13 protein-coding genes, 1 tRNA gene and 1 pseudogene are annotated in these 12,915 nt (G+C 64.8%); 4 read left to right on the top strand and 11 right to left on the bottom strand.

Annotated elements, in window-relative coordinates:
- Nucleotides 1-183: 183 nt before the first annotated feature.
- The 7 genes and pseudogenes from IEX72_RS07570 to IEX72_RS15550 all read right to left on the bottom strand — a co-directional run.
- Nucleotides 184-468, bottom strand: coding sequence for a DUF7545 family protein (locus IEX72_RS07570; protein ID WP_188786776.1), 285 nt, complete (start codon nucleotides 466-468; stop codon nucleotides 184-186).
- A gap of 177 nt (nucleotides 469-645) precedes the next feature.
- On the bottom strand, nucleotides 646-1,947 hold the full coding sequence (locus IEX72_RS07575; protein WP_188786777.1) for an L-lactate MFS transporter: 1,302 nt from the start codon (nucleotides 1,945-1,947) through the stop codon (nucleotides 646-648).
- Between the two features lie 538 nt (nucleotides 1,948-2,485).
- Nucleotides 2,486-2,725, bottom strand: coding sequence for a TrmB family transcriptional regulator (locus tag IEX72_RS07580; RefSeq protein ID WP_188786778.1), 240 nt, complete (start codon nucleotides 2,723-2,725; stop codon nucleotides 2,486-2,488).
- Between the two features lie 230 nt (nucleotides 2,726-2,955).
- Nucleotides 2,956-3,049, bottom strand: a tRNA-Thr gene (locus IEX72_RS07585).
- Nucleotides 3,050-3,096: 47 nt separating this feature from the next.
- Nucleotides 3,097-4,932, bottom strand: coding sequence for an FAD-binding protein (locus tag IEX72_RS07590; RefSeq protein WP_188786779.1), 1,836 nt, complete (start codon nucleotides 4,930-4,932; stop codon nucleotides 3,097-3,099).
- 530 nt (nucleotides 4,933-5,462) lie between these two features.
- A complete protein-coding gene (locus tag IEX72_RS15205; RefSeq protein ID WP_229663781.1) occupies nucleotides 5,463-5,639 on the bottom strand; it encodes a hypothetical protein in 177 nt (58 codons plus the stop codon).
- A gap of 51 nt (nucleotides 5,640-5,690) precedes the next feature.
- Nucleotides 5,691-5,864, bottom strand: a pseudogene (locus IEX72_RS15550) (HNH endonuclease); the annotation flags it as partial.
- Nucleotides 5,865-6,048: 184 nt separating this feature from the next.
- On the opposite strand from IEX72_RS15550, the gene IEX72_RS07605 reads away from it, so the two are divergent.
- On the top strand, nucleotides 6,049-6,423 hold the full coding sequence (locus tag IEX72_RS07605) for a hypothetical protein (RefSeq protein ID WP_188786782.1): 375 nt from the start codon (nucleotides 6,049-6,051) through the stop codon (nucleotides 6,421-6,423).
- A gap of 252 nt (nucleotides 6,424-6,675) precedes the next feature.
- On the opposite strand, the gene IEX72_RS07610 is transcribed toward IEX72_RS07605, so the two are convergent.
- From IEX72_RS07610 to IEX72_RS07625, 4 genes are all read right to left on the bottom strand, one after another.
- Nucleotides 6,676-7,563 carry a succinate dehydrogenase/fumarate reductase iron-sulfur subunit gene (locus tag IEX72_RS07610; RefSeq protein WP_188786783.1) on the bottom strand — a complete coding sequence of 296 codons (888 nt, stop codon included), beginning with the start codon at nucleotides 7,561-7,563 and terminating at the stop codon, nucleotides 6,676-6,678.
- 15 nt (nucleotides 7,564-7,578) lie between these two features.
- Nucleotides 7,579-7,950: a succinate dehydrogenase hydrophobic membrane anchor subunit gene (locus IEX72_RS07615; RefSeq protein WP_188786784.1), complete on the bottom strand. Its 372-nt coding sequence runs from the start codon at nucleotides 7,948-7,950 to the stop codon at nucleotides 7,579-7,581.
- Entirely contained in the window at nucleotides 7,951-8,346 is a 396-nt protein-coding gene (gene sdhC / locus IEX72_RS07620; protein WP_188786785.1) for a succinate dehydrogenase, cytochrome b556 subunit, read from the bottom strand. It lies immediately after the preceding gene.
- A gap of 95 nt (nucleotides 8,347-8,441) precedes the next feature.
- Nucleotides 8,442-9,461 carry a succinylglutamate desuccinylase/aspartoacylase family protein gene (locus IEX72_RS07625; protein WP_188786786.1) on the bottom strand — a complete coding sequence of 340 codons (1,020 nt, stop codon included), beginning with the start codon at nucleotides 9,459-9,461 and terminating at the stop codon, nucleotides 8,442-8,444.
- A 231-nt stretch (nucleotides 9,462-9,692) separates the two neighbouring features.
- Between IEX72_RS07625 and IEX72_RS07630 the strand changes: the two genes are divergently transcribed.
- From IEX72_RS07630 to IEX72_RS07640, 3 genes are read left to right on the top strand one after another with little or no spacing between them, the layout of a single operon-like run.
- Nucleotides 9,693-11,045, top strand: coding sequence for a putative ATP-dependent zinc protease (locus IEX72_RS07630; RefSeq protein WP_188786787.1), 1,353 nt, complete (start codon nucleotides 9,693-9,695; stop codon nucleotides 11,043-11,045).
- Nucleotides 11,046-11,105: 60 nt separating this feature from the next.
- A complete protein-coding gene (locus IEX72_RS07635; RefSeq protein WP_188786788.1) occupies nucleotides 11,106-12,218 on the top strand; it encodes a hypothetical protein in 1,113 nt (370 codons plus the stop codon).
- Entirely contained in the window at nucleotides 12,215-12,838 is a 624-nt protein-coding gene (locus IEX72_RS07640; protein ID WP_188786789.1) for a hypothetical protein, read from the top strand. The genes IEX72_RS07635 and IEX72_RS07640 overlap by 4 nt, the downstream gene beginning before the upstream one ends.
- Nucleotides 12,839-12,915: the final 77 nt, after the last annotated feature.

Below are 12,915 nucleotides of genomic sequence, written 5' to 3' on the forward strand. Positions count from 1 at the left end.
TCCGTGGGCGGGTAAGCGATACCCCCAGCGTGAGGAAACCCCGGCGTTCACGCTGGGGAGGATGTCATCTGCTGTTGTGTGCCGCGCCTCGCTGGACCCAATCACCCGACCGAACAACCCGGTTCGGGTTCCGACTGGTCACGGCGACAACGACCCGTGTGCCGGGAGCCCCGACGGTGTCTCTCAGTGGCTGTGGTCCATGGCGTCGTCGAGCGGGACCCCGAACCGCTCCTCGAAGAGGGCTTCCATCTTCTCGTTGATCGACTCCAGGTCCGCGGGCGTGTCCCCCTGGCTGTGGTGGACGACCGCGTGAGCCTGCTGTGCGAACGACTGGACCAGGAGGTCTCCGACGACCGCGGTCGTGGACTCGCCCTCCTCGGTGAACACGTCCGCGAGCCCCTCGGGAAGTTCGATCTCCTCGGCGTCGCCGTTCGGCGCTTCGACGGTGTAGGTTTCAGTCGCAACCATACAACGACTCCGGCGGCTCAACTTAAGGGTCTGTGGGAATCGGGCGCCGGGGACGAACGGGATCGGTGCTCCTCCGTGTCGGGCCGGAGTCAACGGGGCCGTGCTCGGTCCTGTAGTCATACACCGGCCCGAAGGAGTGCCCGTCCCAGGCGAACGGGGCGCCGTCGGAGCGGACGCTCAGTCGACCGTCGCGGCGCCGGCCCGACCGGCGGTATCGTCCTCCCGGAGCCGCCCCAGCTGCCACCGGAGCGCCACGACCGTCACGAGCCCAACGACGAGCACCGCGTTCATCACGTATAGGGCGTTCGTATACCCGCCCGTGGTCTCAAGGATGAACGAGGCCAGCTGCGGGCCCGCCACGCCGGCGACGCCCCAGGCGGTGAGCGCGTAGCCGTGGATCGCGCTGACCTCCTTCGTACCGAAGAGGTCACTGAGATACGCCGGCAGGCACGCGAACCCGCCGCCGTAGCACGTGATCACGAGGAACATCGTCCCCGCGAGGACCCACACCCCGACGAGCTGTGGCATCACCAGGAAGGCGCCGATCTGAATGATCATGAACGCGCCGTAGGTTGTCGTCCGGCCGACGTAGTCCGACAGCGACGACCAGAAGATGCGGCCGCCGCCGTTGAAGATGCCGATGTAGCCGGTGATGAACGCTGCCGTGGTGGCGGTCGCACCGCCGATCTGCTGGAGCATCGGCGACGCGAACGCCAACAGCATAATTCCCGCGGAGACGTTGATGAAGATGACGAGCCACACCATCCAGAACCGGACGGAGGTTCGTGCCTCGGCGGCGCTGAGCGTCTCGATCCCCGAGAGCGCGCTGGTCGCTTTCTCGTGGGCGTCCTCTTCGTCTTGCATCCCCTCGGGGAGCCACCCGTCGGCGGGCTTTGCGAGGTAGCTCGCACCCAGCGTCATCAGGACGAAGTAGAGCGCGCCGAGCGCGTAGAACGCGGTCGCGACGCTGAACTCCTGGATGAGGTAACTCCCCACCGGACCGGTCAGCAGCGCTCCGGCGCCGAACCCCATCACCGCCAGACCGGTCGCCATCCCCCGTCGGTCCGGGAACCACTCGAGCAGCGTTCCGATCGGCGAGATGTATCCCAGCCCGATCCCCATCCCACCGACGACCCCGAACGTCGCGAGGAACAGCGGGAGGCTCCCGAGTTGGACGCTCAGGCCCGCCCCGATCATCCCGGCTCCGTAGAGGACGGCCGCAGCCAATCCGGCCAGCCGCGGGCCGTACTCCTCGACGTACGTGCCGAGGAACGCGGCGGTGAACCCGAGAACGAACACCGCAATGGAGAACGCGAGTGTGACCTGAGACGTCGCCCAGCCCTGTGCCTCCTCGAGTGGGAGTTGGTAGATGCTGTACGCGTAGATCGATCCGATTGACAGGTGGATCGCCACCGCCGCGAGGGCGATCAGCCGGCGATCCCTGTTCGCTTCGACGTTGCCTGCCTCCGTGTCAGACATCATTATATTGTACGAGTGTGTGTAATTAATAGTGTCTCCGGGGGGACAGAGAGACCGGGAATATGAATTGTTACCCGTTATTATTCAGGTATTTATATTTGTATCCGGGTGGACGCCGTGTAACCGTCACAAAACCCGTATGTGTCCCGGCGTGTCCGGGCGCTCCCACCGTCGACGCGTAGCCCGATGGGACGCGGTCGGCGCCGACACCGCCGTCCAGGAGGGACAGTCACCGGCCGCTACCCCGGGTCCGGTCCCGGTGGGGCTCACTAGCGGTCCCTCGCCGGGGGCGCGTTGGGTACCGCACTGCGTCCACTCGCTCGGATCCGGTCGGACAGTCCGACACGCTCCGAAACGGTGACGAGGAGGGCGACGAGGCCGTGACCGAACTGCTCACTGTCTGCGGGGCCGGGGGGCTGGCGCCGTTCCGGAGCGGCGGTCGGGTGTGGGCGAGAGCGCGGCGGTCGGGTGTGGGCGAGAGCGCGGTGGTCGGGTCGTATCGGTCACCCAGCACTCCTGTCGGGGCGGTCGGCCGGCCTCAGCAGAGGGCGTAGGCTTCGGCGTCCTGATCGATCAGGCCGCGTTCACACAGCGTCGAGAGAATACTGTACAGCGAGATCTTCTTCATACTGAGGCCGGATTGGAGTTCGGAGACGGTTGCCTCCCCGTGTGTCGAGAGGAACAGATAGACCAACTTGGCTCGCGGGGATTCGAGCTCCGACGGGATTGACGGCGCATCGAGTGTGGGTGTTGTTCGGGAGTGCGTCGTACTCTGCATTGTGGTTACCTACCGGTTGTGTTCGACAATAATAAAAGTCTCGCACGACGATCGTCGAAAAAGACCTAATCACCGAATCCGGTTCACGTGCCCGCTAACTCCCGTATTTTTGGGTGTGCGTCATTGTGTATCGAGGTTTCGGCCGAGAACCGAACGGTGGTTTCGACTTGTGACGTAATCGATCCCGGAGTCACCGGACATAATCAAGCGGCGGTGGGGCCGTTGGAGAGTGGAAGGGGCGGGAATCGAACCACGCGAAGCCGTAGGTCGGCACAACCGTACGACGGCTGCTGCCGAACTGCTCTACCACTGAGCCACCCTTCCGAGCGACGGTAGACAGCGCGGGGATATATGAATGACGGCGGGGGGTGTCAGTAGCTCCGGATCTTCGGCTCGTACCGCTTGGTCTCGCCTTCGAGCAGCACCGGCCGGTACCAGAGCTCGGGCTGGCCGCTGTTCCACGACAGCAGCGTGTGTTTCAGCCAGTTCTCGTCGTCGCGCTTCTGGTGGCCCTGTCGCCAGTGGGCGCCGCGGAACTCCTCGCGGGCCAGGGCGCCGAGCGTGATCGCCTCCGCGAGGTCGATCACGTTCCGGGTTTCGATGGTGTGGATCAGATCCGTATTGAACGTCCGCGACTGGTCGGCGACGCCGACGTCCTCGTAGGCCTCGCGCGCCTCGCGGATGTCCGCCAGCGCCTCTTTGAGCCGTCCGCCCTCCCGGAACACGTTGACGTTGTCCGTCATCGACTGTTGAATCGATGCTCGGATTTCGGAGTGGTTCCGACCGTCGTCGTTGTCCAGCAGCGCTTCCACGCGGGCTCTGGCCCGCTCCGTGGTCCGCTTGACGACCGCCCCCGGCTCGAGGTTCGTGGCCCCGCCGTCGGCGACCGCCTCGCCGGAACTCACGCCGGGTTCGCCCGGCTCTACCGGGGTGTCGACGTCTCCGGGCTCCCACTCGCCGGTCTGGCCAGTGGGGATCTCCGCCTCCGCGAGGTCGCCACCCGCAGCGTGGGACCCGGCGCGGGCGCCGAACACGATGAGCTCCGGGAGGGCGTTGCCGCCGAGCCGGTTCGAGCCGTGGACCGACGCACACGCACACTCGCCGGCGGCGTAGAGCCCGCTGATCGCGGTCTCGCCGTTCTCGTTGGTCTCGACCCCGCCCATGGCGTAGTGTTGGCCGGGCTTGACCGGCATCGGCTCCTCCAGCGGATTGACGCCCTCGAAGTCCTCCGAGAGGTGGATGATGTTCTCCAGCCGGTCGGTGATCCGCTCCTCGCCGAGGTGGCGCATGTCCAAGTGAACGTACTCGTCCTCAATGCCGCGGCCCTCGTTGATCTCGGTGAGTTCTGCCCGGGAAACCACGTCGCGGGAGGCGAGTTCGCCGTCGTTGTTGGCGTACCCGTGCTCGAACATGAACCGCTCGCCCTCGGAGTTGTAGAGGATGCCGCCCTCCCCGCGGACACCCTCGGTGATCAGGACGCCGGTCGAGGGGAGCGTGGTGGGGTGGAACTGGATGAACTCCATGTCTTCGACCGGGGCGCCGGCGCGGTACGCCATCGCGACGCCGTCACCGGTGTTGGCAACCGCGTTGGTGGTGTGGTCGAACACCTGGCCGGGGCCACCAGTCGCGAGGACGACCCCGTCGCGGGCGCGGAACCCCTCAATGGTGCCCGATTTGATGTCGTAGCCGACGACACCGTGACAGCTCCGATCCTCGGGAGCGGGTTCGTCGCTCACCGCCAGATTGAGGACGTACCACTCGTCGTAGACCTCGATGCCGCGTTTGACCAGCTGTTCGTACATCGTATGCAGGAGCTGGTGGCCGGTCTCCGCGCCGGCGTAGGTGGTCCGCGGGAACGATAGCCCCCCGAACGGCCGCTGGCTGACCCGCCCGTCGTCGTCGCGCGAGAAGGCCATCCCCCAGTGTTCCAGTTGGATGACCTCTTCGGGGCTGTCCTGCGCGAGCGTCTCGATCGCGGGGGCGTCGCCGAGGTAGTCCGACCCTTTCATGGTGTCGTAGGCGTGATCCTCCCAAGAGTCGCCCTCTCTGAGTGCGGCGTTGATGCCGCCCTCGGCGGCCCCGGTGTGGCTCCGGACCGGGTGGAGTTTCGAGACAATGGCCACGTCGGCCCCCTCTTGTTGTGCTGCGATGGCCGCCCTGAGGCCCGCGCCTCCGGCGCCCACCACGATGACGTCGTGTTCGTGCATTGTGTTGGTGTGTGGTTCGGTGTGTGCTGTGCGGTTCTCGCGTGGTGCAGTCTGCCTACGAGTGAGTTACGACCGTACCCAAATGTGTGTTCCGGTCATTCCATCGGTGAAGCCATCGGCTGGTTACCCTTTGGACAGAGCCCGTTCCCTCAAAAGTACTGCTGCAGATAGAAGGGACATAAACGAGCGGACTCGTCCGGTCGATCTACCCTTTTGATCTCGAAACCGCGATGGACCCGAGTGCGTACAGATCTATCATTATCCTCGGTTCGCTAACTCCAGCACAACGCCGTCTTCTTGCAGGTCATCCCAGGTATCGGGGTGAACTTTTGAGAGATGGTTTGTGAGTCCACGCTCGGTGCGCAGTTCGCGGCCACACACGGAGCAGCGGTATCGATCGCCACGCTGAGCCAGCGATTCGCCGTGAATCTGCTTATGATGGATTCGCATCGCCCGTTCACTCCCGAAGTCGTCCCGATCACAACTCGGGCAGCGGACAGTCTTTTCGAACTCGTCGAGGGTCTGTTGGGTCATCGTTCACCTCCGTCAGCCACGGCTACTGACTCTTGAGACTCACTTACTTCTCGGACGACTTCCTCCTCGAAATCGGCCTTCGGGATCCGCCAGACCTCCTCGTCACTGTCGAATCGGGCCGTCGGGAGCTCCCGAAAGAACTGGAGGAACGTACCGAAAGAGTCGGTATTCATTTTACCTGTGCTCCTGAAATCGACTGTGGGAGCCGTCGCCTGCTCGTGTGACGCATCGTGACATTGGCGGCACAGGAGGACAAGATTGGACATCCTATCGGATCCTCCTCGGCCTCGCGGCACGATGTGGTGGACGTCGAGCGTCACGTCGGGACCCGAGGCCCGACAGTTGGCACACTGCCCTCGGTCCCGAACGTGGACGGCTTCCCTGGTTTCTTTATCCATCTCGATCACCTCTGGCCGAAGGCGAGAGCCGTAGCTACCGGTATCGTTAGCTTTGGCCCCTTCAGCGGGCCAAAAACCCTCTCTCGCGCTTCGACCTACCTCCACCTGTATTGTGGTATCTGCAAAAGCGTTCTGAAGGGCATATTCTGTGATTTTTTATATACCCTCAACAGTTGGCAAAGTAATGAGTAACGAGTGGAGGGAAGGTTATGAACTTATTTCGACAGCGAAAATTAGGACCGTACTTGAAGGAAAGAAACCTGATGGTGTCCTCACCGAAAAAATAAGATACAGAACAATTGACAGAGACACGGGTAAGGAGTATATCAGTGAATCAAGGGTCCAAGCCCTCGCGGTCGGGATACTGATCGAAAATTACGGTATAGACCCAGAGGAACACAATAGCGATTGTATCCCGATTGAGATTGTTACAGACAGTAACCCTGCTATTGTTGCATATCTGCTTGGAGCACTGGGTTACAGCCGAAGGGACGTATGTCAAATTCTTGATATCTCTAACCAAACGGTAGCCAAGTATATCGCCAGAATGAGACGGTAGTGCAACTGAGAGACTAATCTTCCTGCTGTGTAGTGAAACTACACCGCTCGTAGTTTCAGTTCTACCTACGGTGACGGTACGATCATACCCCCGAGACAAAGAACGGGCGTTCGCTTCCGATAGCGACGACTGCGTCCCGAAACCTCTTTTTACTCGTTACCGTCAGTCGCGTCTCTTGTGTGCCGTCGGCACCGAGTAGATCCTGACTAACGTGATTTCTATATAAAAACGTGAATTTATATTAAGCTGAAACTACCAGAACTTCAGGTTGTTCTTCACGGCTTCGCGTTTGATCTCCTGGATGTGCTCCGTGAGGGGAATGTCCTTCGGGCAGACTTCCGTACACGAGAACTGGGTCTGACACCGCCAAACGCCGTGTTCCTGTTCAAGGATCTTCAGCCGCTGCTGTTTCATCTCCTCGCCCTCGCGTTCGTCCATCGTGAAGCGGTACGCCTTGTTGATGGCGGCGGGGCCGAGGTACTCGTTGTCGCCGGCGGCGACGTTGCACGACGACATACACGCACCGCACCAGATACACCGCGTCGACATCTTCACCTTCTCGCGGTTCTCGGGGGTCTGACGCTGCTCTTCGAGTTCGCCGTCGGGGTAGTCGTTCGTCTGGAAGTACGGCTCGACCGCCTCCATTTGGTCGTAGAAGTGTTGCATGTCCACCACGAGATCCTTGACAACCTCGGCGTGGGGGAGGGGTTCGATCCGGACCGGCGCCTCCAGATCCGAGAGCTGGGTCTTACAGCACAGCCGCTGTTGGCCGTTGACGAACATGGCGTCCGACCCACAGACCGCCTGCCGGCAGGAGTGCCGGAAGGTGAGACTGGAGTCGTAGGTGTCCCGAGCGTACATCAGGGCGTCAAGTACGGTCATCCCCTTCTCGAAGGGAACGTGGAAATCGTCGAACCGGGGTTCTTTTTTACCCGCGATCTCGGGGTCGTACCGGAACACCTTCAGGTGGTAGGTGTCGTCATCAAGCGCCTTGTCGGCCTCCTCGGCCTGACGCCGTCGGTCGGCCTCGCCGGCGCGGTCACGCTTGCTCGCCAGCCGGCGCTCCTGGGGCGCGGCCGTCGGCTCCGCGTCGGTTTCGGTCGATTCTTCTTCGACTTGGTCTGGGAGTTGTGTGCTCATCGGTTGTGGTTCGGGTTAGATCGGGACGCCGCCGGCCCACGCGAGTGCGGTTCGGACGCCCTGGACGATCAGAACGATGCTTGCGACCCCGAGGACCGCTTTCACGGCCGTTTCCTGGGTGCCGGAGAGCCCCTGGTTGACGAGGGCGTTGTAGACGCCGTTGACGCCGTGGAACGTCGCGGTCAGCAGAAACAGGATCATGAGCGAGAAGTAGGTGAGCTCCTGCATCCGGCCTTGGGACATTCCGAACGTGACCTCGTCGGCGTGGTTGACGAAGTGCAGGAGAAAGAAGTGAAAGGCCAACACGGCCACGAGGAACGCCGCGGTGATGCGCTGCCACAGCCACCGGCGGCCGCCGACCTTGAACGAGGAGTAGCGTTCGGCCATTCAGCCGAACACCCCGGCGAGAAACGTCGGCACGCTCGCGACCACAATGGCGCCGGTGAGAACGAGCGACGCGTAGAAGCTCTTGTCCTGCGATTCCAGCCCGACCCCGAGGTCGACGAACAGCAGTCGAAGGCCGTTGAGGATGTGGAACACCGCCACGGCCAACAGCCCGACCTCAAGGATGCGGACGACGAGCAGGCTTTCGAGCGACTGGATCGTCGTCGTGTAGGCGTCGGGGCTCTGCAGCGCGGTCGAGAGGACGGCGATGTGGGTGAACAGATACCCCACCAGCACCCACCCGGTGAACTTGTGGAAGATCCAGGCCCACATACCGGCTGTGAACTCCCGCCACCGGCCGAAGTCCTCGACGAGGCCCCGATCGTAAGACTGACTCATACTCCGCTGAAGGTCGGGCCGCAACCAGTATAGACCTTACGTGTGTTGGCCGCGGTCGGTTATGGCCGCGTTCCGCGTCTCCGCCGCTCTTACCCTCACGATGTCGCGTCCCTCGTCTGCTCGCGCTCGACAACCCGCCGCACGTCGTCGTCGAGTTCGATCAGGTGACACAGCGGGTTGCCAGGGTAGACCACGGGGTTCTCGAGGACACCCACCAACAGCCCGGTGAACGGCGCCTCGACCGCGACGGTGTCGCTCTTGAACGGGTCTGTCAACGTACAGATCCGGTCGCCTTCCCGCACGAGTGACCCCGACTCGTGGTGCATGTCGACGATCCCGCCGACGTCGGCGCGGATCCAGGTCCGCTCGTTGGTGTCGTGGATGACCGTCCGCCACCCGGGCCACCGGACAACGGACGGTTCGCGGAGTTCGTACTCGGCGAAGACGCTCTCGACCCCGGCCAAGGCGTCGTCGATGAGGTCCCGCTGGAACCGGTGGGCCTCCCCCATCTCGACGGTCACGGTCGGAATCCCCGAACGGGTCGCCTCGGACCGCAGGAGGCCGTCGCCGCCTTGGCTGTCGATGATGACGTTTGAGCCGAACGCCTGCGCCAACCGCGCGACCGCGTCGTCGGACATGTCAGCACGGACGTGGAGCATATTCGTCCGCCCGCGGGTTGAGGTGTGGAAGTCGATCCCGAAATCGCACGGCGCGATGAAGTTGTCGAAGATCCGGGCGGCCATCCGCTTCGCGCTCGTCGAATCCTCCCGCCCCGGGAACGATCGGTTGAGGTCGCGGTCGTAGATCGGAAGGTAGCGTTGCTGGGCTAAGAAGCCGGGGACGTTCAGAACCGGGAGACACACGAGCGTGCCCACCAGGTCCGAGAGGTCCCACTCGTAGGCCACTTCACGGACCACCTCGATGCCGTTGAGTTCGTCGCCGTGGGAGGCTGCCGAGAGAAAGACCGTAGGGCCCTCGCGCTCGCTGTTGACGACTGTGACCGGGATCCGGATCGGGTCGCCGAGGTAGGTCTCGCTGATCGCATAGCGGAGGTTCCGGCGGGTGCCGGGGGCAACCCGGCCGCCGTCGTACTCGAACGCCGCGTCGCTACCCATACCCGCGCTCGCCACCCTGGAGACATAAACGGTCGCAATTCGTGTCTGGGAGTCCCGCCCGTCAACCATCGGCATAGGGTGTCCGCCGGGGCGCTCCGACACGAACCGATAGCAGCGATTACATCCGGTGACACAACGGCGTGGAGTCGAGCGAGCGGAGGGGGCGACAGGTCGTGCAGACAGTTCCGGGCGGTCGGCACCTCTTTAGACGGCCACGAGAAGACAACGGGTATGACTGACGACGGAGGTTCGGTCCGAGTCGGCGTGCTCTCACTACACAACAGCAAGGAGACCAAAGCGATCCTCAACGCGGTCGACGACCTCGGCCACGAGGGCGTCTGGCTGCGCCGCGAGAACACCGCCGTGTCGGTGAGAGACGGCGACGTCACCATCGAACCGGAGGTCGATATCGTGGCGAACCGGCTCCTGCTCTCGAACTCGGAGGCGCCCGTGGAGCTGCTGGGGCTGGCGACGACGTTCGAGCGGATCCGGCCGATGCTGAACGAACCCGCTGCGGTGCTGACCGCGATTCACAAGTTCGCGACGGCGGCGACACTCGCGAACTGGAACATCGCGGTCCCGGACGCGCTGTTGGCGCTGTCGAACGACCGCTTGAACAAGGGCCGGGGCGGGTTCGGTGACGTCGGGGTCTACAAGTCCGCGATCGGGACCCACGGGGGCGGAACGTGGAAAGTCGACCTCACCGAGCCGGTCAACCCGCAGGTCGGCAACAGACAGGCCTTCCTCCAGTCGCTTATCGAGCGCGACGACGACACGCACCGGGACCTCCGCGTGTACGTCGTCGGCGGCGAGGTGATCGGCGCGATGTACCGGTACGCCCCCGAGGGGGAGTGGCGGACCAACGTCTCCTTCGGCGGGGAGGTCGCCGACGCCACCGACGACATGCCGGAGGCTGCGAGGGAGACTGCGCTCTACGCCGCCGACGTGATGGGGCTCGACTACGTCGGCGTCGACCTGATCGAGGGTGACGACGGATGGTTCGTGCTGGAGACGAACCCGACGGCGGGGTTCCGCGGGCTCCACCGCGCGACCGGCCGGAGCCCCGCGCCCCACATCGCGAAACTCGCGATCGAACGCGCCGGCGGCGAGGTCGACGACGACCGCGTCGCGGAACTCTCGGCGACGCTCGACGACTCGCGGCCGGCGGGGATGCCGCGGATCGAGACGGGGCCGACCGGCGAGCGGCCGACCATCGGCTACATCGAGGAGGTTGTCGTCTCGGGCACCAGCGGGTCGACGCAGGCCGCGGCCAAGTCCGACACCGGCGCGACGCGGACGAGCATTGATACGTCGCTTGCGGCCGAGGTCGGGGCCGGGCCAATAAAAAGCATGACGCGCGTGCGCTCGGGGTCGTCGAGTTCCGGCACCGCCCGGCCGGTTGTGGATCTCGTCATCGGGATCGGCGGCACCCAACACACCGTCACCGCGAGCGTCGGCGACCGCTCGCACATGGACTACCCGCTGTTGCTCGGTCGCGACATTCTCAAACATTACCAGGTGGACGTGAACCGGCGAGCAGACGACGGAAGCGACGCGGACGGCGAGCCGGAGTTTCTCGAGTAGCGATGGGCGCGGTCGGGTCGCCGGCAGTACTTTACGTTCACACCGGTCTATATACCACCGATGGGGTCGGAACCGGTTGAAGAACTGCCCGAGGATCTGGAGGCGTGGGTAGCCGAGCGAGCGGCCGACAGCGACGCCTCACGGGTGGACGTCGTCCGCCGGCTGCTTGCGGCCCACAAACTGCTCGACGACCACCCCGGCTGGCTGGCTGACGCCGCTGTTCCCGGCCGCACGGACGTGACGGTCGGCCCGCCAAGCGGGGTTGATGAGTTCGACGCCCGCGCGAGCGGTCTCGCAGAACGGGTCGAGGTGTTGGAGGGTGATCTCGACGAGCAGATCGCCGACGTGCGACAGCGGGTCATCCAGGTCAAACGGGAGGCCGACGCGAAGGCGCCGGCCGACCACGACCACCCGTCGCTCGAGCGCCGGGTCGACGAGGGGTTCGAGAACTACGAGGAGGTGTTGGAGTATCTCACCGAGCGGGCCGAGACGCTGGAAGACGAGGCCGACGACCGGAGCGCGAGGCTCCGTACCGTTGCGAACGCGGTTGTCGATCTCAGACGCCGGGTGGCGGCACTCGAACGCGAACGCGAGAAGCGCGATGCCGTCGCGAGCCTGCGCGAGGCGGCGAACCGGCGCGGCGTCCCGGAGGCGGCGTGCGGCTCCTGCGGGGAGTCGGTCCACGTCGGCCTGCTCGATGAACCGGCGTGCCCGCACTGTGAGTCGTCGTTCGACGGCGTGGAGTCCGGCGGGTGGTTCAGACCCGACACGTTGACTGTCGGCGACCGCCCCGCCCTGGAGCCGGGGCCCGCGGCATCAGGACCCAACGCAACCGGCTCGCCGGAGACAACCGGGTCGTCGGGGGCTACGTCATCGTCACCCTCGGACGCGGGAGGGGCCGAGCCGTCCGGTTCCGATCCGTCCGCCGCGGTCGCGGGCGAGAGAGCCGAAGACAGAACCCACCAGGGGGCCGGTTCCGGCTTCGGCGACATCGTCAACGACGAGTCAAGCGGGCCCAACGGCGACGCTGAACCCGCCTCCGGCAGCCGCGGGTTCGCGGGTGACCCCGCTGAGGGCAGCGACGACACCGTGTCCGACGACCCGTTGGCGCCGGGGGGGCTGAGCGACGAGCGGACAGAGATCGACCGTGACGAGGAGGCGGATGATCGATGAGCGACGACAACCCGACGGAGTCCGGGGAACACTCACCCTTCGACGGTCAGGACGGTGGGTCGGACGCGGAACGAGCCCGCGCCGAGGCGTCCGACGAGGCGTCGGGCGACAACGCCCCGTTGTCGGACCTCGCCCGCCGGGTGGGTCGGAAGCGCCGCGACCGGGATGACGGGGACGCCGACGACTCGGCCGACTCGAGCCCCGGGGCCGATATCGACCCGGAGTTATCGACCGGCTCGCCGCCGGACCCCGACGAGGATCCGTTCGAGCAGATGTCGGTCGGGGAGATCGATGAGGAGACGCTGTGGTCATCGCTCGGCTCCGACGACACCGCGGGTGTCGGTGCCGACACGGCTTCGGACGCCGAACCCGGGTCCCCGGGCGATGTCGGCCCCGCGTCCGGGGTCGGATCCGTCGGGGACGCCGGGGACGCCGGGTCGAAACTACCGGAACACGTCGTCCCGAAGGACACGTACTGCCAGTCGTGTCCGTACCTGGATGGGCCGCCCGCGCTGGCGTGCACCCACGAGGGCACCGAGATCGTGGAGGTCGTCGACAACGAGCGGTTCCGGGTGCGGAACTGCCCGATGGTCGAAGACGGCGTCGAACCGACGGAGTAGCGGGTCGGCCGCGCGGTTCCAGCAGGCCGCTCCGACGGGTCCGGGGAGCACTTGTGTCTCCGAGGCGGAGTTCGGTG

This window comes from Halobellus salinus, assembly GCF_014646875.1.
Taxonomy (GTDB): domain Archaea; phylum Halobacteriota; class Halobacteria; order Halobacteriales; family Haloferacaceae; genus Haloquadratum; species Haloquadratum salinum.

Coding starts and splice junctions, on each gene's coding strand:
- IEX72_RS07630 (WP_188786787.1), top strand. CDS start 9,693: ATGACTGACGACGGAGGTTCGGTCCGAGTCGGCGTGCTCTCACTACAC.
- IEX72_RS07610 (WP_188786783.1), bottom strand. CDS start 7,563: ATGAGCACACAACTCCCAGACCAAGTCGAAGAAGAATCGACCGAAACC.
- IEX72_RS07605 (WP_188786782.1), top strand. CDS start 6,049: ATGAGTAACGAGTGGAGGGAAGGTTATGAACTTATTTCGACAGCGAAA.
- IEX72_RS07625 (WP_188786786.1), bottom strand. CDS start 9,461: ATGGGTAGCGACGCGGCGTTCGAGTACGACGGCGGCCGGGTTGCCCCC.
- IEX72_RS07570 (WP_188786776.1), bottom strand. CDS start 468: ATGGTTGCGACTGAAACCTACACCGTCGAAGCGCCGAACGGCGACGCC.
- sdhC (WP_188786785.1), bottom strand. CDS start 8,346: ATGAGTCAGTCTTACGATCGGGGCCTCGTCGAGGACTTCGGCCGGTGG.
- IEX72_RS07590 (WP_188786779.1), bottom strand. CDS start 4,932: ATGCACGAACACGACGTCATCGTGGTGGGCGCCGGAGGCGCGGGCCTC.
- IEX72_RS07575 (WP_188786777.1), bottom strand. CDS start 1,947: ATGTCTGACACGGAGGCAGGCAACGTCGAAGCGAACAGGGATCGCCGG.
- IEX72_RS15205 (WP_229663781.1), bottom strand. CDS start 5,639: ATGAATACCGACTCTTTCGGTACGTTCCTCCAGTTCTTTCGGGAGCTC.
- IEX72_RS07640 (WP_188786789.1), top strand. CDS start 12,215: ATGAGCGACGACAACCCGACGGAGTCCGGGGAACACTCACCCTTCGAC.
- IEX72_RS07635 (WP_188786788.1), top strand. CDS start 11,106: ATGGGGTCGGAACCGGTTGAAGAACTGCCCGAGGATCTGGAGGCGTGG.
- IEX72_RS07580 (WP_188786778.1), bottom strand. CDS start 2,725: ATGCAGAGTACGACGCACTCCCGAACAACACCCACACTCGATGCGCCG.
- IEX72_RS07615 (WP_188786784.1), bottom strand. CDS start 7,950: ATGGCCGAACGCTACTCCTCGTTCAAGGTCGGCGGCCGCCGGTGGCTG.